This is a genomic window from Rhizobium sp. N621 (genome assembly GCF_001664325.1).
Taxonomy (GTDB): domain Bacteria; phylum Pseudomonadota; class Alphaproteobacteria; order Rhizobiales; family Rhizobiaceae; genus Rhizobium; species Rhizobium esperanzae.
Window position 1 is genome coordinate 452,061 of the sequence record NZ_CP013499.1, and the last position, 16,322, is coordinate 468,382.

Annotated in this window: 17 protein-coding genes; 11 read left to right on the plus strand and 6 right to left on the minus strand. The window is 62.1% G+C overall.

Going from position 1 to position 16,322, the window contains the following annotated elements:
- Positions 1-47: 47 nt before the first annotated feature.
- Positions 48-338 (minus strand): hypothetical protein, encoded by a 291-nt coding sequence (locus tag AMK00_RS29155; RefSeq protein ID WP_064812749.1) that lies wholly within the window; start codon positions 336-338, stop codon positions 48-50.
- Positions 339-691: 353 nt separating this feature from the next.
- Between AMK00_RS29155 and AMK00_RS29160 the strand changes: the two genes are divergently transcribed.
- The 3 genes from AMK00_RS29160 to AMK00_RS29170 all read left to right on the plus strand — a co-directional run bounded on the left by AMK00_RS29160 (position 692) and on the right by AMK00_RS29170 (position 3,094).
- Complete coding sequence (locus tag AMK00_RS29160; protein WP_064812751.1) at positions 692-1,006, plus strand: co-chaperone GroES; 315 nt, start codon at positions 692-694, stop codon at positions 1,004-1,006.
- 150 nt (positions 1,007-1,156) lie between these two features.
- Positions 1,157-2,785: a chaperonin GroEL gene (groL, locus tag AMK00_RS29165; RefSeq protein WP_064812753.1), complete on the plus strand. Its 1,629-nt coding sequence runs from the start codon at positions 1,157-1,159 to the stop codon at positions 2,783-2,785.
- A 57-nt stretch (positions 2,786-2,842) separates the two neighbouring features.
- Complete coding sequence (locus tag AMK00_RS29170; RefSeq protein ID WP_064813207.1) at positions 2,843-3,094, plus strand: hypothetical protein; 252 nt, start codon at positions 2,843-2,845, stop codon at positions 3,092-3,094.
- A gap of 145 nt (positions 3,095-3,239) precedes the next feature.
- On the opposite strand, the gene AMK00_RS29175 is transcribed toward AMK00_RS29170, so the two are convergent.
- A complete protein-coding gene (locus AMK00_RS29175; protein ID WP_064812755.1) occupies positions 3,240-4,370 on the minus strand; it encodes an HPP family protein in 1,131 nt (376 codons plus the stop codon).
- A gap of 52 nt (positions 4,371-4,422) precedes the next feature.
- Complete coding sequence (locus AMK00_RS29180; protein ID WP_064812757.1) at positions 4,423-5,328, minus strand: LysR substrate-binding domain-containing protein; 906 nt, start codon at positions 5,326-5,328, stop codon at positions 4,423-4,425.
- A gap of 315 nt (positions 5,329-5,643) precedes the next feature.
- On the opposite strand from AMK00_RS29180, the gene AMK00_RS29185 reads away from it, so the two are divergent.
- Complete coding sequence (locus tag AMK00_RS29185) at positions 5,644-5,955, plus strand: hypothetical protein (protein ID WP_064813209.1); 312 nt, start codon at positions 5,644-5,646, stop codon at positions 5,953-5,955.
- A gap of 161 nt (positions 5,956-6,116) precedes the next feature.
- Entirely contained in the window at positions 6,117-6,317 is a 201-nt protein-coding gene (locus AMK00_RS29190; protein WP_082240395.1) for a hypothetical protein, read from the plus strand.
- Between the two features lie 6 nt (positions 6,318-6,323).
- On the opposite strand, the gene AMK00_RS29195 is transcribed toward AMK00_RS29190, so the two are convergent.
- Positions 6,324-7,226 carry a GNAT family N-acetyltransferase gene (locus tag AMK00_RS29195; RefSeq protein WP_064812759.1) on the minus strand — a complete coding sequence of 301 codons (903 nt, stop codon included), beginning with the start codon at positions 7,224-7,226 and terminating at the stop codon, positions 6,324-6,326.
- Positions 7,227-7,488: 262 nt separating this feature from the next.
- Between AMK00_RS29195 and argE the strand changes: the two genes are divergently transcribed.
- The 6 genes from argE (at position 7,489) to AMK00_RS29225 (ending at position 14,144) form a co-directional block, all read left to right on the plus strand.
- On the plus strand, positions 7,489-8,613 hold the full coding sequence (gene argE, locus AMK00_RS29200; protein WP_064812761.1) for an acetylornithine deacetylase: 1,125 nt from the start codon (positions 7,489-7,491) through the stop codon (positions 8,611-8,613).
- A gap of 18 nt (positions 8,614-8,631) precedes the next feature.
- Positions 8,632-9,555: a 2-hydroxyacid dehydrogenase gene (locus tag AMK00_RS29205; protein WP_064812763.1), complete on the plus strand. Its 924-nt coding sequence runs from the start codon at positions 8,632-8,634 to the stop codon at positions 9,553-9,555.
- Between the two features lie 37 nt (positions 9,556-9,592).
- Complete coding sequence (locus tag AMK00_RS29210; protein ID WP_064807684.1) at positions 9,593-9,946, plus strand: cupin domain-containing protein; 354 nt, start codon at positions 9,593-9,595, stop codon at positions 9,944-9,946.
- Between the two features lie 149 nt (positions 9,947-10,095).
- Positions 10,096-11,559, plus strand: a complete 1,464-nt coding sequence (locus AMK00_RS29215) for an aldehyde dehydrogenase family protein (protein ID WP_064812765.1) — start codon at positions 10,096-10,098, stop codon at positions 11,557-11,559.
- A gap of 9 nt (positions 11,560-11,568) precedes the next feature.
- On the plus strand, positions 11,569-12,612 hold the full coding sequence (locus AMK00_RS29220) for a tartrate dehydrogenase (protein ID WP_064812767.1): 1,044 nt from the start codon (positions 11,569-11,571) through the stop codon (positions 12,610-12,612).
- Between the two features lie 74 nt (positions 12,613-12,686).
- Complete coding sequence (locus AMK00_RS29225; protein WP_064813211.1) at positions 12,687-14,144, plus strand: NAD-dependent succinate-semialdehyde dehydrogenase; 1,458 nt, start codon at positions 12,687-12,689, stop codon at positions 14,142-14,144.
- A 144-nt stretch (positions 14,145-14,288) separates the two neighbouring features.
- On the opposite strand, the gene AMK00_RS29230 is transcribed toward AMK00_RS29225, so the two are convergent.
- Together AMK00_RS29230 and AMK00_RS29235 are read right to left on the minus strand one after the other, a co-directional pair.
- Positions 14,289-15,563 (minus strand): NAD(P)/FAD-dependent oxidoreductase, encoded by a 1,275-nt coding sequence (locus AMK00_RS29230; protein WP_064812769.1) that lies wholly within the window; start codon positions 15,561-15,563, stop codon positions 14,289-14,291.
- Between the two features lie 13 nt (positions 15,564-15,576).
- Positions 15,577-16,245, minus strand: a complete 669-nt coding sequence (locus AMK00_RS29235) for a haloacid dehalogenase type II (protein ID WP_064812771.1) — start codon at positions 16,243-16,245, stop codon at positions 15,577-15,579.
- Positions 16,246-16,322: the final 77 nt, after the last annotated feature.

The window sequence follows — 16,322 nt, forward strand, 5'->3', positions numbered from 1 at the left end:
GGCGACTGATTCGAGCGGGCGGTCGAGCCAGGCCGTGCTGCCGGCAATCAGTGAACGGCCATGCTCACCATGCGATAGGGGTGCATGGCCTCGAACTGCGTGATCATCGCGGTTGCCTGGAGCAACACGCGCTCGGCATTCTCGGGATCGTCGCGGGCGAGTTCGTCGGCATTGACGCGGATTGCTTCGGCCATGTTGTTGGAGAGCACGGCGAAGTGCGTATTGCCTTCGACAAGAGCCTCACGCGCCGTATCCTCGAGCGTGCGAGCGATATCGACGAAGATCTCCTCGCGTTCCTCGATACTGAGGTCTTTGATTATATTGGTCTTCTCTTCCATGTCACTCACTCCTAAAGACGTGGGACGGTGATCGAGCTCATCGAGCCTCGATCGCCTGAGAGCTAGGAACGCCGACATCCGGATTCAAGCCATGTGCAGTTTGAACTCGCCTTCGAGACGAGGGAACGACCATCGTCATTATGCCGAACGCCGGAGCCGGCCTTCTGTTCCCGGGAGAGCTATTAGCAGTCGTCGATAGAGAGTGCTAATTTTTCTCCTGCTCCTCTTGAAATCGAAAAACGCTCGAACCAGATCATTCGCGCAAGGCACGCGACTTTGCGCTCGTCCGGACCTGGTCAATCCGGTCCGGCGAGCGCCAACACCGTCGTCATTGTTTGTCCATGGAGGAAGACATGTCGTTCCGACCGCTTCATGACCGCATTCTCGTCCGCCGCGTCGCTTCCGAGGAAAAGACCAAGGGCGGCATCATCATTCCCGACACCGCCAAGGAAAAGCCGCAGGAAGGCGAAGTCATCGCCGTCGGTCCCGGCGCCCGCAACGATGCCGGCCAGATCGAGGCGCTGGACGTCAAGGTCGGCGATCGCATCCTGTTCGGCAAGTGGTCCGGCACGGAGATCAAGATCGGCGGCGAGGACCTGCTGATCATGAAGGAAAGCGATGTGATGGGTATCATCGAAGCTCAGGGCGAGCGGAAAGAGGCCGCCTGAGTCCATCACGTCGGAAGTCAACGCTAAAGCGCGTTGCGATCTCTGAGATTCGCTTCTCGCGCTTCAGATCTTAATTTCAACGCATGTCGTTCTCGCAAAACCGCTGTACACTTGGCGACATGCGCTAGCTGCCGATGAAGGAGTGAGGACATGGCTGCTAAAGAAGTCAAATTCAGCGTCGAAGCCCGCGAAAAAATGCTGCGTGGCGTCGATATCCTGGCCAATGCCGTGAAAGTGACCCTCGGACCAAAAGGCCGTAACGTCGTCATCGACAAGTCGTTCGGCGCGCCACGCATCACCAAGGACGGCGTCTCGGTTGCCAAGGAAGTCGAGCTCGAAGACAAGTTCGAGAACATGGGCGCGCAGATGGTCCGCGAAGTCGCTTCGAAGACCAGCGACATCGCCGGCGACGGCACCACGACCGCCACCGTTCTTGCCCAGGCAATCGTCAAGGAAGGCGCCAAGGCCGTGACGTCAGGCATGAACCCGATGGACCTGAAGCGCGGCATCGACCTCGCCGTCAGCGCTATCGTCGAAGAACTGAAGGCCAACGCCCGCAAGATATCCAATAATGCCGAAATTGCCCAAGTCGGAACGATCTCCGCCAACGGCGATGCCGAAATCGGCCGCTTCCTGGCGGAGGCCGTGCAAAAGGTCGGCAATGACGGTGTCATCACCGTTGAAGAAGCCAAGACCGCCGAAACCGAACTCGAAGTCGTCGAAGGCATGCAGTTCGACCGCGGCTATTTGAGCCCCTATTTCGTCACCAATGCCGACAAGATGCGGGTCGAATTCGAGGATCCCTATATCCTCATTCACGAGAAGAAGCTGTCGAACCTGCAGTCGATGCTGCCGATCCTCGAAGCCGTCGTTCAGTCCGGCAAGCCGCTCCTCATTATCGCTGAAGACGTCGAAGGCGAAGCGCTGGCAACACTCGTCGTCAACAAGCTGCGCGGCGGCCTGAAGATCGCGGCCGTCAAGGCGCCTGGCTTCGGCGACCGCCGCAAGGCCATGTTGGAAGACATCGCGATCCTCACCGCCGGCACCGTCATCTCCGAAGATCTCGGCATCAAGCTTGAGAATGTGACGCTCAATATGCTCGGCCGGGCAAAGAAGATCACGGTCGAGAAGGAAAACACCACCATCATCGACGGCGTCGGTTCGAAGGAGGAGATTTCGGGCCGCATCGCCCAGATCAAGGCCCAGATCGAAGAAACCACCTCCGACTACGATCGCGAGAAGCTGCAGGAACGTCTTGCCAAGCTCGCCGGCGGTGTAGCCGTCATCCGCGTCGGCGGCTCGACAGAGGTCGAGGTGAAGGAAAAGAAAGATCGCGTCGACGACGCGCTGCATGCAACAAGGGCAGCGGTCGAGGAAGGCATCCTGCCCGGTGGCGGCGTGGCGCTGCTGCGCGCGGTCAAGGCGCTCGACAATATCAAGACCGCCAATGACGACCAGCGGGTCGGCGTCGAAATCGTCCGCCGTGCGCTCGAGGCCCCGGCTCGCCAGATCGCCGAAAACGCCGGCGCCGAAGGCTCGGTCGTCGTCGGCAAGCTGCGCGAGAAGAGCGACTTCTCCTATGGCTGGAACGCTCAGACCGGCGAATATGGCGATCTCTACGCGCAGGGCGTCATCGATCCAGCCAAGGTCGTTCGCACCGCGCTGCAGGACGCATCCTCCATCGCCGGTCTGCTAGTGACGACGGAAGCGATGATCGCCGAGAAGCCGAAGAAGGATGCTCCTCCGGCCATGCCGGCCGGCGCCGGTATGGACTTTTAAGACAGGGTCGCAGGCTCGCCTGGACATCCCGGGCGGGCCTTTTCCGAGGGAATGAAGATGGTTCAAACGATCCTAAGCCGATCGCAGGTGCCGCTGGACTCCCGCGATCTCGAAACCTGCCAACACGTCTTCGACAAGCTCAGCGCCGATTACGCAGTGGCAAGAGACAGCGACGAAGCCGAACGAATGGCGAGCATCATCATCGAGCTCTACCGACAGGGCGTGCGCGATCCCAATCATTTGCAGTCGATGGTCCAGGCGGCCCGCGGCCTCTTTGAGATGGACGGAGGCCCGCCGATTGCTCAGTGACGGCGCCGGCACGAAATCGATGACGAGCGCGTCCCGCATCCATTTCAGGTCATAGCCGAGATCCTATCGGAAGGGCTGACGCCGAAGGCATGTCGCCTTCGGCGGCCGTGACGGGCCGGCGGCAATCCGGGCCGCTCCGCACGTTTCACGCCACGGCCGCGATCGTGTCGCCGTCGTTCGGCAGCAGCCGCGCCACGGCGCTCAAGAGGTCGGTCTGCGATATCAGGCCGAGGATCCGGTGGTCGTCGTCGACAATGATGACGGCATGGGTGCGCCCGTCCGTCAGAACGGGCAGCAGCGACAGGGCAGCATCCGAAGCTCTTGCCACCGCCGGTTTGGAGATCGCGTGGGCAATCGTATCGCCGCCCGCAAACAATTCACGCAAGCCGACAGTGCCGATCAGACGGCCTTCCGGATCCTTCACCGGCAGGGTGCGGATATTATGCTTCAAAAGAAGATGTCGCGCGGCGTCCGGCTCGGACGTCTCGCCGATGGCGATCACGTCACGCGACATGATATCGGCGCAGCTGATCTTGTCGTTTGATCGGATGGCCGCCTGCAGTTCGACCTGCTGCAGCAATCTTCCGAGGTCTGCCCGATCGATATCGAAGGTTTCGTCGAGCGCCTCGAGGGCGGCATCGACATCCTCCTCGCGAAAGCCCACTCGCGCGGCGGATGGCGGATCGATCGTCTGATGGGTGTTGTCTGCCGGCTTCGGAACGACGTGCGGATAGTTCCGTCTGGAAAGCTTGTGGAACAGCAGCCCGAGCCCGACGAGAACGCAGGAGTTCAAAGCGACCGGCACGAAGGGAAAGAGGAACCCCCAGCCGGCGACGACGGGACCGCCGAGCACCGCGGTCAGTGCCGCAGCCCCTCCCGGCGGGTGAAGGCATCGCGTGAACGACATTGCGCCGATGGCCAGCGAAACGCCGACGCCCGTGGCGATGATCGGATCACGAATGAAATAGGCGGCAATGATGCCCATCAGGGCGGAAATTGTGTTGCCGCCGATGATCGCCCACGGCTGCGCCAGCGGACTTGCCGGCACCGCGAAAAGCAGCACCGCCGATGCCCCCATCGGCGCGACGATCAGCGGAAGATGCGGCCCCTGGCCGAACAGATAGCCGCTGATGAAACCGGTGAGACCGATGCCCAGCAACGCGCCGAAACAGGCGATCAATCGTTCTCTTAACGTCGCGCCGGCCAGGATCGGCGAAAACAGGCGAAAGCGGCCGATACGGCTCGGCCCCACTTTCGGTGAAACGGGAAACTGCATGCGAAGACCAATGATGAGGATAATCTGAGGGGTGAAAGAGGAGAGGCAGGAGCTAGTTCGCCACCAGCCTGACATCTCTGCCTTTGGTTGCGCCAAGCACCTCATGGAAGGCATTGAAGGCGCTGGGGCAATCGTCCTTGCGGTAAACGAGCAGCGTTTCGACCGGCCCGAGCTGATGGGTCTGAACGGCAGTCGGCCAGTGCATGAGATCGAGAACGGACCTTGGCATCACGCCCGCCGTATTCCCGGTCGCAACGCTCGCCAGGATCGCATGGTAGGAGCCGAGCTCGCTCGTCGGCAGGTCGCTCGATTTTCGCGCCCAGTTTTCGGCAATCCGGCGATAAGTGCAGCCAGGTTCCAAAGCTGCCAGCGATCCGACACGCAGGTCGGCCGCGGATTTGATGGCGGGATGGCCGGATGGCAGCACGATCAACAATTCTTCGACGAAGACCGTCTCCATCTCCAGCGCCTTGAGTTCGGCATCGAAATCCAGATCCTCCTCGCGCATCGTCTTTGGTGGGCGGGCAATCAGCGCGCAATCCAGCGCATCGGCCAGAACGTCGCGGGCGAGATCGCGAGACGCGCCCATCGTCAGATGCAGCGACACATCGGGCCACATCTGGTTGAATTGCGTCAACGCCGCCGGCAGCCGGCTTGCCGCCGTGCTCTCCATCGTGCCGACCCGCAATGTTCCCGATGGAGCGAGAGGCCGCACGGCCTGACGCGCTTCGAGCGCCAGCGCCACAAGTCGGTTGGCATAGACGAGAAAGGTTTCGCCCTCCCGTGTCAGCGTCATCTTCTTGCCGTCACGGCTGAACAGGTAAGTGCCAAGGTCCTCCTCCAGTTGCTGGATGCGCGTCGTCACGTTCGACGGCACCCGCCCGACTGCCTTTGCGGCCTTGGTAACGCTGCGATCGCTGGCAACGGCGAGGAATATCTCGATCGACGAAAGGTCCAATGAAAAATCTCTTTTCCGGAATTAAAGCGAGTCATTGTTCTCTATATAAAAATCATCACCCGAGCTCAAGCGGGTTTAGACATAGGCGAAAAACCGGAACCAGGGCCGTGCGTGAAGGCTCCCGGGCTCGACCTTCTCATTAAAAATGTCCGCGCCATCCGCAGGCCAGACAGCCAAGTGATTGCCGAAAAAAAGATCGAGACGCCGCCGAAATAGCCACGCAAACCACTGCATCGTCCCGGCTACCGGGCGTTTTGCAGCTGGCATGGGGATTGCGTCTCTATGCTGATCTGTAGAACGACCGGCGCCGACCATATGCTGCACCTAGTCTTGACCTGCCTTCTTCTGAGCGTCGCTTCAGGCCTCAGCATGCGGCGTTTTCTTCTGCCGTATTTTTCCGGCGGCGATCTCGCCGAGAAATCCGCTCCAGTGACAGTCGTCGCAAGCGCCGTCTTTTTGGCGGCAGTCGCCTTCACCATTTCCGACCAAAATCTCTGGGCCAAATCCGTCGTGCTGATGCTCTGCCTTATGCTGGCGGCAATGTTCGACGACGCCCGACCCAGGCTGACCATCGCGCTTTCTGCCGTCAGCCTGGCCGCCTATCTCGGGCTACGATCGATTGGCTGAGTATCCGGCCGTCTTGTCCGCGCAAGCGGCGGTGAGATAATTGGCTGAGCAACTTCGCGCGGCGCCAAAAACGATCTTCGTGACAGAATAGTTTCGTAATATAATTCTCTCCTGCTGAATATTTTTCGAAGCGGATCGCTTCAAGAATGGGGAGAGGGGCGATGAATATCGAGCGGCGAGAGAGGATCTGGTCGGAGTGGTATGCCTGGCATCCTGTCCTGCCGATCGATGACACGGTGTTCTGGCTTGAGACCGTATACCGGCGGGAAACGGCGGAAGGCCTGTGGCAATATCGTTCCTTCCGACCCGAAGCCGAACGTATCAAGGCTTCGGCCGCCATGCCCATTTATCCCGGCGCTTAATTCCCGTCAGCCGAGCGCCTGGCTGACGAGCGCATAGGTTTTCGGCCGATGCCCCACCTGACCTCCCGGACTTGGAAGCCAAGGGTCGCCCAGCGACATGGTTGTCACGAAGTCAAAGACAGCAAGGCCACAGCGGGAGAGAAAATCGGCAAATATCCCGACTTTCTCGCGCGTATCGAGGCGCAGGAATGACCCCGCATGCTCGAGCGCATGCGGATGGACGACGGCAATTGCGTCTGCGTCACTGACCGCCACCACCGGGCCGACGACATGGCCGCGCCCGAACCTTCGGCAAAGCGAGAAGGCCTCGATCCGGCCGCCGCGGACCAGCAGGACGCCCTTCGAATTTGTCATGAGCCGAGCCAGAAGTGGCGTGCGGTCCGTGCCGAAGGCCACGCGATCCAGTTCCGCGATCGCCTCCAGATCTTCAGCTTCCACGGGCCGTATTGCGGCACCGGCCGGCAACTCCACATCCGGTGGCGCTATCGCTTCGCCCTGGCATTGAAAGACAGGCGCCTCACGAACAAAATTCAAGGACAGATAAAGGCGTCGCGCCGCCCGCGTCGCGTTCAGCCCAAGATTTCGTCCGGCGACCTGGTCGAGCGCGTGGCCCATCAACCACTGCCCGGCGCCATTGGCCTGCAGGCGCGGCGAGGTGATGACCATACCGATCGTGGCGAACCGGTCATCATAGGGAAACCACATCGCGGAGCCGAGGATGCGCCCGATTTCATCGATGGCCGCAATGCCCTGGCCGAATTCGCGCAGGAATTGCCAGTCTTCACGGCGATGCGGCCAGGCGACGGACATCGAAAGCGTATGCAGTTTGTCGAGGTCGACACTGTCGATCCCGGTTATGCGCGTCTCGAAACTATCGACCAACCTGGATTCGGATGTCAGTGCACTCACTCCCGCCCTCCTGCGGTGTTGTCCGGCCACCCAGTAGGGAAAGCTGCGCCCGGAAGTTCCTTCGTCGAGATTAGGATGGATCGCGCGATACAATTCACTGGCGAAGCCCGTGCAAACACAACAATCGTCCAAATCCGATGCAGTTTCGGCAAATAAAGCCTGGGCGGGTCCCTACAGTCATTGACCAGATCCCGACCGCCGCCCGTGCCGTTGACCGCGAGTGGGCCGGTGCAATTCTATATCCCGCGATGCGAGAAAGCTCATGCAGGCAATTGAAATCCTCGAAAGGCTGGTCGGCTTTCCCTCTGTCGTCGGCACGCCGAACGGCGAGATCGTTGGGTGGATCAGGCATTACCTGCAAAGGCACGGTATTGTCGCCACGGAGATTGCCGGCCCCGAGGGCGACCGGTCGAACCTCTTCGTAACGATCGGTCCAAGGGAGACGCCGGGCTACATCCTCTCCGGCCATATGGACGTCGTTCCTGCCACGGAAGGCGGGTGGAGCAGCGATCCGTTCCGTCTCCGCGCCGAAACGGACCGCCTCTACGGTCGCGGAACCACCGACATGAAGGGCTTTCTCGCCGTCGTGCTTGCCGCCGTCCCGGCACTCGCGGCGGCACAACTCCGCCGACCCTTCCACTTCGCTTTTTCCTACGATGAGGAGGCAGGCTGCCGCGGGGTCCCGCACATGATCGCCCGCCTGCCTGAGCTCTGTGCACCTCCGCTCGGCGCGATTATCGGCGAGCCGAGCGGCATGCGGGCGATCCGCGCCCACAAGGGCAAGGCGGCCGCCCGGCTGACGGTCAGAGGCCGATCCGGCCATTCCTCGCGCCCCGACCAGGGGCTGAATGCAATCCATGCCATGACCGAGGTCTTGGCTCGCGCCAGCGCCGAAGCCGATCGGCTGACGCAGGGTCCGTTCGATCCTGGGTTCGAACCGCCCTATTCCTCGCTCCAGGTCGGCACGCTAAAGGGCGGCCAGGCGGTCAACATCATTCCCGAGAGCTGCGAGGCCGAGTTCGAGGCCAGGGCGATTTCCGGAATCGACCCGGCCAAGCTGCTGGCGCCGCTGCGAACGATGGCCGAAGCGCTGCCGCAACGCGGCTTTCAGTCGGAATGGCGCGAACTTAGCGCCTATCCGGCGCTGTCGCTTGCCGCCGATGCGCCACTTGCGCACTTGCTTGAAGAACTCACAGGTATCGAGCCGCTCGCCGCCGTCAGCTACGGCACCGAGGCCGGCCTTTTCCAGCGCGCCGGCATCGATGCGATCATCTGCGGCCCAGGCGATATCGCCCGTGCTCACCGACCGGACGAATTCATCCTCGCGAGCGAACTCCTGGCCTGCCAGGGCATGATCGAGGCACTCGCCCGACGTTGCACCGCCTGACGATCAAGGAGCGTTGCCATGACCTTTCTCTTCAATTCCGATGCGAAGCGCGGCGCCATATTCGCCGAGGCCTTCGCGCGCGAACTGCCCGACATAGCCTTCGCCATGGATCCGGCATCGGTCGAACCGGAGGCTGTGCGCTACCTCATCACCTGGACCGTGCCGGATGATCTCGCCCGTTACAATAATCTTGAAATCCTGTTTTCGATCGGCGCCGGCATCGATCAGTTCCGCATCGATGCCGTGCCTGCGCAGGTCAAGGTGGTGCGCATGGTCGAAGACGGCATCGTCAGAATGATGCAGGAATATGTGACGCTCGCCGTGCTCGCTCTCCATCGCGATCTGTCGGCCTATCTCGGCCAGCAGCGGCGCGGGATCTGGCAGCCGCTCGCACCCGTTCAGGCGGCGGAACGCCGCGTCGGCGTGCTTGGGCTCGGCATGCTGGGAAGCGCGGTGCTTGAGAGTTTGCACCCCTTCGGTTTTCCGCTGTCCGGCTGGAGCCGCACTCCGCGCACGATTGACGGCGTTCGATGCCTCAGTGGCGGCGAGGGGCTCGAGACCCTGCTTGCCACCACTGATATTCTCGTCTGCATGCTGCCGCTGACCGAGGAGACACGCGGCTTCCTGAATGCCGAGCTCTTTGCCAGGCTTCCCGCTGGGGCCGCACTCGTTCATGTCGGTCGCGGCGCTCAACTCGATCATCAGGCGCTCGTCGGTGCGCTCGACGCCGGCCATCTCTCCGGCGCTGTCGTCGATGTCACCGATCCCGAGCCGCTGCCATCGGGCCACGCCTTCTGGAATCATCCGAAAATCCTGCTGACGCCGCATATTGCCAGCGTCACCCAAGCCGAAACCGCGGCGGCCGTGGTGATCGGCAACATCAAACGGCACCGGGCGGGCCTCGACCCGATCGGACTGGTCGATCGCAGACGCGGCTACTGATCCTCTCTCCCACCATCTGCACCTCGAAAGGAAAACCATGTCCCTGCTCAAGACGATCGATACCAACCCATCCCATCCGCCGCGCGAGTCCGGCCCCCTGCCCGAGCGTCTGATCGCGGGTAATCCCATCTTCAAGACCTGGGCGCAGGACGTCGCTCGCGCAGAGACGGTCCATACCGGCGTATGGGAGGCAACGCCGGGTGAGACGCGTTCGATCAAGGGCGAGACATTCGAGTTCTGCCATATTCTTGCCGGGCTGGTCGAACTTACACCGGACGGCGGAGAACCGGTGGTCTACGGGGCCGGCGACAGTTTCGTCATGAAGCCCGGCTTCGTCGGCGTCTGGAAGACGATCGAGACGGTTCGCAAGATCTACGTGACCGTGACGTGACGGCGAGCGGCCCGGCGCGATCACCGGCCGTAGATTTGACTGGCGGCGGCGCGGAAAACGCAATTTTCATCCGCTGCAGCAATTCCGGTCGATGCATGCTGCTCGGTTTCCCAGGCTAGGCTTAAGCAAGCTCATGCCGAGGACACGCAATGACACTCAGCTTCGATCCAAACTCGATTTCCCTGCCCATGGGACATTTCATCGGCGGCCGGCTGGTTCCGGCCGAAGCCGTCATCGATATGCATCGGCCGTCCGACGGCAAGCCCTATGCCGGCTGTCCGCTTGCCGACGCAGCTCTTGTCGATCAGGCCGTGGAGACGGCAAGGGGGGCGTTGGATAGAAGCAATTGGGGTGGTGTGCGGCCGCGCGATCGCACCAAGGCGCTGCAGCGCTGGGCGGACCTGATCGAAGCCGAGGCGGAGACCCTCGCCAAGCTCGAAGCGCTTTCCTCGACCCGCCCCGTCGGCCATCTCGTCGCCGGCGATATCGCCGTCACCGCCGAGCAGATTCGCTTCTTTGCCGAATTCGCCGACAAGGAAGGCGGCGATCTCGTCCCGACCGACGACGCGAATTTCGGCATGATCGTGACGGAACCCTATGGCGTCGTCGGCGCCATCACGCCCTGGAATTTTCCCCTGTCGATGGCAGGCTGGAAGCTTGCCCCGGCGCTGGCGGCGGGCAATGCCGTGGTGCTGAAGCCATCGGAGATGACGCCGTTCTCGACACTCTATCTCGCCGAGCTTTCGGTGCGGGCCGGCCTGCCCGCCGGCCTCGTCAATGTCGTCCTTGGCGACGGTCCGATCACCGGAACCGCCATCACCGGGCATCCCGGGATTTCCAAAGTGAGCTTCACCGGCTCGACCACGGCCGGTGCAGCCATCATGGCCAATATTGCCCGCACCGGCGTGAAGCCCATGACGTTGGAGCTCGGCGGCAAGAGCCCTCAGCTGGTCTTCGCGGATGCCGATCTCGACCTTGCGGCAGGCGCCATCGCCACCAGCATTTTGTCCAACGCCGGCCAGGCCTGCATATGCGGATCCCGCCTCATCGTCGAGGCGAAGGTGGCGGACGCGCTCGTAGCGGCCCTCGTCGCCAGACTGGCGGCAGTCCGACCGGGGCCGACCTGGGAGGAAACGACCGATTATTCGCCTGTTATCTCCGAACGCCAAATCGCCCGCATGGATGGTATCATCCGCGCCGCCATCGACGGCGGGGCCGAATGTCTTGCGGGTGGCGGCCGGCTCGATCGTGAGGGCTATTTTTACGCGCCGACGCTGATTTCGGGCGTGACCGCAACATCGCCCGCCGTTCTCGAGGAAATCTTCGGACCGGTCCTGACCATCCAGACCTTCGAGGATGAGGAGGAGGCGCTAAGCCTCGCCGACCACCCATCCTATGGCCTGGCCGCGGGCCTCTTCACCCGCGATCTCTCGCGCGCCATCCGCCTCACCCGTCGCCTGCAGGCCGGCACCGTCTGGGTTAACCGTTACGGCCGATCGCGCGACCATATCCTGCCGACCGGCGGCTACAAGCAGTCCGGCATCGGCAAGGATCTCGGCCGCGAGGCCTATCACGCCAACCGCAAGAGCAAGAGCGTGCTCATCAGCCTTTAAGGAGCTCAGATGAAGACCTACAAGATTGCCCTTCTGCCAGGAGACGGCATCGGCCGCGACGTGACCGACGCTGCCTGGTCCGTGCTCGAAAAAACAGCCGGATCAGGCGGACTTTCTCTTGAGGCAACCCGCCTTACCTGGTCCTGCGACTACTATCTCGAAAACGGCAGCATGATGCCTGCCGACGGGATCGAAACGCTGAAGTCTTTCGACGCCATCCTGCTCGGCGCCGTCGGATGGCCCCGAAAAGTGCCGGATTCCGTATCGCTGCACGGCCTCCTGCTGCCGATCCGCAAGGCCTTCGAGCAATATGCCAATATCCGCCCGCACCGTCTGCTCCCAGGCGTGCAGGGACCGCTGCGGTCTGACAGTTTCGACATTCTCTGCATTCGTGAAAACACCGAGGGCGAATATTCCGGCGCCGGCGGCCGCGTCCATCAGGGCACGGACAACGAAGTGGCGATCGAAACCGCGATATTCACCCGCAAGGGGGTCGAACGCATCCTGCGTTTCGGCTTCGAGCAAGCACGGGCGCGGCGCGGCAAACTCGCCTCGGTGACGAAGTCCAACGCGCAGAAATATTCGATGGTCTTCTGGGACGAGATTACCCGCAAGCTCTCGGCGGAATATCCCGATGTCGAGGTGACCAGCTATCATATCGACGCCATGGCCGCCCGCATGGTGATGGCGCCCGAAAGCCTCGATGTCGTGGTCGCCTCCAATCTGTTCGGCGACATCCTGACCGACCTTGGCGCCGCCATCCAGGGCGGGCTCGGCTTTGCGGCATCCGCCAACATCAATCCTGACCGCTCGGCGCCGTCCATGTTCGAACCGGTCCACGGCTCCGCGCCCGATATCGCTCATCTGGGAATTGCCAATCCGATCGCCGCCATCTGGTCGGGCGCAATGATGCTGGAGCATCTCGGAGAGGCGGCTGCCGCCGGAAGGATAATGGCCGCGATCGAGACGACGACCGCGCGCGGCATCGGCGCCACTCCCGGCAAGGACAAGACGGAGGCGATCACGGCATCGGTGCTTTCGGCACTCGACTAGAGCACGTCGCAAAAATTGCGCCGCGGTTTTGCGCCCGGAATTGTGGAGAGGACGCTTTGATGAAAGAGGACAAGATGAACGGATTGAGGGATGGAAGCCTGCTGCGCCAGCAGGGGCTCATCGACGGAGAATGGCGCGGGGGCGCAGCCGGGCGCACGATCGAGGTCATCGATCCGGCGACGCAGCACGTGCTGGGCAGCGTGCCCGACATGGACGGAGCCGACACGCGGGTCGCGATCATGGCGGCAGAAAAAGCTCTTGGTCCATGGCGGGCCAAGACCCATGCCGAGCGCGCCGCCCTGCTCGAGGCCTGGCACGATCTGATGCTCGACAATATCGAGGACCTGGCGCTGATCCTGACCACGGAACAGGGCAAGCCGCTGACGGAAGCCCGGGGCGAAATCCGCTACGGCGCCTCATTCATCAAATGGTTTTCCGAGGAAGCACGCCGCATCGGCGGCACGACCATTCCCTCGCCGACAGCGGATCGGCGAATCGTCGTTTTGAAGGAGCCCGTCGGCGTATCGGCGATCATCACGCCCTGGAATTTTCCCAATGCGATGATCACCCGCAAGGTGGGGCCGGCGCTTGCGGCGGGTTGCACGGTTGTCATCAAGCCATCCGACCTGACCCCGTTTTCGGCGCTGGCGCTCGCCGTTCTGGCGGAACGCGCCGGCATCCCCAAGGGCGTGATCAACATCGTCACCGGCATGCCGACTGCAATCGGCGACGAATTGATGGCGAACCAGACCGTCCGCAAGATCTCTTTCACCGGCTCGACCCGCGTCGGTTCGCTGTTGATGCGTGGCGCCGCCGACAGCGTCAAGCGGCTCAGCCTCGAACTCGGCGGCAACGCGCCTTTCATCGTTTTCGACGATGCCGATCTCGACCTTGCCGTCGAAGGCGCCATCGCATCGAAATTCCGCAACGGCGGACAGACCTGCGTCTGCGCCAACCGTCTTCTCGTCCAGTCTGGCGTCTACGATGCCTTTGCCGCCAAACTCGGCGCGCGGGTCTCGGCCATGAAGGTCGGGGCAGGCACCGAGGCCGGCACGGATATCGGACCGATGATCAACAAAGCTGCGATCGAGAAGATCAACCGGCACGTGGAGGATGCGGTAAACAAGGGAGCAAAGATCCTCGCCACTGCGGATTCCGTGCCGGCAGGCGATCAATATGCCGCTCCGATGGTGCTTGGCGGCGCGACCACCGACATGCAGCTTGCCAGCGAAGAGACATTCGGACCTGTTGCCCCGCTGTTCCGGTTCGACACCGAGGAGGAGGCGATCCGCATCGCAAATTCCACCCCGTTCGGCCTTGCGGCCTATTTCTACACCGAGAGCCTGAAGCGGTCCTGGCGGGTCGGTGAGGCGCTCGAATTCGGCATGATCGGCCTGAACACCGGCGCCATTTCCACCGAGGTCGCTCCGTTCGGCGGCGTCAAGCAATCCGGCCTCGGGCGTGAGGGCGCCCAATGCGGCATTGAGGAATATCTGGAAATGAAGAGCTTCCACATCGGCGGGCTCTCCTGATCGACAAGAAAACAAAGGGCACCGGAAAGTCATTCCGGCGCCCTTCCTAAATAATATCGCAAGCTTCGGATCCTGTCTCGCACCGCTGCAATGTTTTGCGACACACGCCAGAGAACGGCTGAACCGCTCTCGTCACGCCGCGGCTTACATGAAGCGATCGAGTGTCTTGTAATAGAGCCCGACGACCGGCAGGAACCACGGCTTGCCGAAATGGCCGGGGATGGCGGGCCATTCGAGGCCTTTTACCGGATTGCGATCCGCCTTGCCCATGATGGCATCGGCGATGATCATGCCGAGATGGGTGGAGAGCTGGGCGCCGTGGCCGGAATAGCCCATGGCGTACCAAACGCCGTCGACATACCCCGCGCGGGGATAGCGGTCTTTCGTCATATCGACGAGCCCGCCCCAGCAGTAGTCGATCTCGACGCCGGCAAGTTGCGGGAAGATTTCAGCCAGACCGGCGCGCAGAATATCGCCGCTCTTTGCATCCGATCGCTGATCCGAGGTGGCGGAAAAGCGTGCGCGGCCGCCGAAGATCAGCCGGTTGTCCGGCGATAGCCGGAAATAATTGCCGATGTTCAGCGAGGTGACACAGGTCCGGTTCCCCGGCATCGTCGCTGCGATTTCGGCGTCGTTCAGCGGTCGGGTGGCGAGCAGAAAGCTGCCGACGGAAACGATCCGGCGGCGGAAATAGCCGAAGAGCGACGGCGTGTACGCGCCTGTCGCGACGAGCACATGGTCGGCGGTGACGGTGCCCTGCCCGGTCTCGAGGCTGTGGCGGCCGTTGCCTTGCCTGTGGCCGGTCACGGCAGCCTTTTCGAAAATGACGGCGCCGTGGCGGACGGCCGCGGCGGCGAGCCCGGCGACATAGCGGCCCATATGCATCATCGCGCTCTTCTTCGAGAGCATGGCGCCATGGAAGGGCGAGCCGACCTCACTCTTCAAGTCATCCGCCGAAAGAAGCGCCGTCTCCGGATCGACCTCCCTATGCACAGCCTCGAAGTTGCGGACAATGGCATCGAAATGCTGCGGCTTGGAGGCAAGCTTCAGCTTTCCGGCACGACGGAAATTGCAGTCGATCCCCTCCTCGGCAATGATTGCCTCGATCGTGTCGATGGACTCATCGAATGCCCGGTAAAGCGCGATAGCCCTCTCCGCGCCCAGCGCTGACTTAGCGGACAGGAAGCTGTGGGCTAGTCCGTTGTTGAGGTGACCACCATTGCGTCCCGACGCCCCCCAGCCCACGCGTTCGGCCTCCAGCACGACGACCTTGACGCCGGCTTTCGCAAGCTGACGCGCTGCCGCAAGCCCGGTGAAACCGGCGCCAATGACGGCGACCTCATAATGTCCTTCGACAGGACCTTGAGCCGCATCGGCAAAAGCACGCGCTGTGTCGTGCCAGTAGGACTGGAACCGCATCCGCTTGTCTCCGTCAGAGGCCAACGACGCCAGGCAAACCCGATATATCGGGGATTTCGACATAGCCGTAATAGGGATTGGCCGGCTCGTGACCGCGATTGACCCAGACCTTGTTCTTGATGCCGAGATCGTGGGCCGACATCAGATCGTAGCGGAAGGAGGACGAGCAATGCAGCACGTCCTGCGGTCCGCAGCCGAGCATATCGAACATATATTCGAAGGCCTGGAAACGCGGCTTATAGGCATTTGCCTGTTGCGCGGTGTAGACCGCGTGGAAGGGCGCGCCGAGCTTTTCGACATTCGACATGATCTGCGCGTCCATGGCATTGGACAGGATCACCAGCGGAATTTCCTGGGCAACCCTGGCAAGACCCTCGGGTACGTCGCGATGCGGCCCCCACGTCGGAACACGTGCGTAGACCATCTGAGCGGCTTCATCGCGAAACGTCACGCCGTTGTGCTTGCATGTCCGCTCGAGCGAGTTGTGCACCACCTCCGCGTAGGGCTTCCAGGCGCCCATGATCTCGTCGAGACGATAGGCGGCGAAATTCTTGACGAACTCCGCCATGCGCGGTTCGTCGAGTTGGTCGCCGTAGAGATCGCGTGCCGCTTCCGCCATCTGGAAGTTGGTGAGCGTGCCGTAGCAGTCGAAGGTGATGTATTTCGGGCGGAACGTCGTCATCTGCCTATCCTTGAATGATTGGAACCGGGATGTTTCACAATCATAGGCACCGCTTTATCCGCGGCTTACCTGAATTG

Coding starts and splice junctions, on each gene's coding strand:
- AMK00_RS29155 (WP_064812749.1), bottom strand. CDS start 338: ATGGAAGAGAAGACCAATATAATCAAAGACCTCAGTATCGAGGAACGC.
- AMK00_RS29160 (WP_064812751.1), top strand. CDS start 692: ATGTCGTTCCGACCGCTTCATGACCGCATTCTCGTCCGCCGCGTCGCT.
- groL (WP_064812753.1), top strand. CDS start 1,157: ATGGCTGCTAAAGAAGTCAAATTCAGCGTCGAAGCCCGCGAAAAAATG.
- AMK00_RS29170 (WP_064813207.1), top strand. CDS start 2,843: ATGGTTCAAACGATCCTAAGCCGATCGCAGGTGCCGCTGGACTCCCGC.
- AMK00_RS29175 (WP_064812755.1), bottom strand. CDS start 4,370: ATGCAGTTTCCCGTTTCACCGAAAGTGGGGCCGAGCCGTATCGGCCGC.
- AMK00_RS29185 (WP_064813209.1), top strand. CDS start 5,644: ATGCTGCACCTAGTCTTGACCTGCCTTCTTCTGAGCGTCGCTTCAGGC.
- AMK00_RS29190 (WP_082240395.1), top strand. CDS start 6,117: ATGAATATCGAGCGGCGAGAGAGGATCTGGTCGGAGTGGTATGCCTGG.
- argE (WP_064812761.1), top strand. CDS start 7,489: ATGCAGGCAATTGAAATCCTCGAAAGGCTGGTCGGCTTTCCCTCTGTC.
- AMK00_RS29205 (WP_064812763.1), top strand. CDS start 8,632: ATGACCTTTCTCTTCAATTCCGATGCGAAGCGCGGCGCCATATTCGCC.
- AMK00_RS29210 (WP_064807684.1), top strand. CDS start 9,593: ATGTCCCTGCTCAAGACGATCGATACCAACCCATCCCATCCGCCGCGC.
- AMK00_RS29215 (WP_064812765.1), top strand. CDS start 10,096: ATGACACTCAGCTTCGATCCAAACTCGATTTCCCTGCCCATGGGACAT.
- AMK00_RS29220 (WP_064812767.1), top strand. CDS start 11,569: ATGAAGACCTACAAGATTGCCCTTCTGCCAGGAGACGGCATCGGCCGC.
- AMK00_RS29225 (WP_064813211.1), top strand. CDS start 12,687: ATGAACGGATTGAGGGATGGAAGCCTGCTGCGCCAGCAGGGGCTCATC.
- AMK00_RS29230 (WP_064812769.1), bottom strand. CDS start 15,563: ATGCGGTTCCAGTCCTACTGGCACGACACAGCGCGTGCTTTTGCCGAT.
- AMK00_RS29235 (WP_064812771.1), bottom strand. CDS start 16,245: ATGACGACGTTCCGCCCGAAATACATCACCTTCGACTGCTACGGCACG.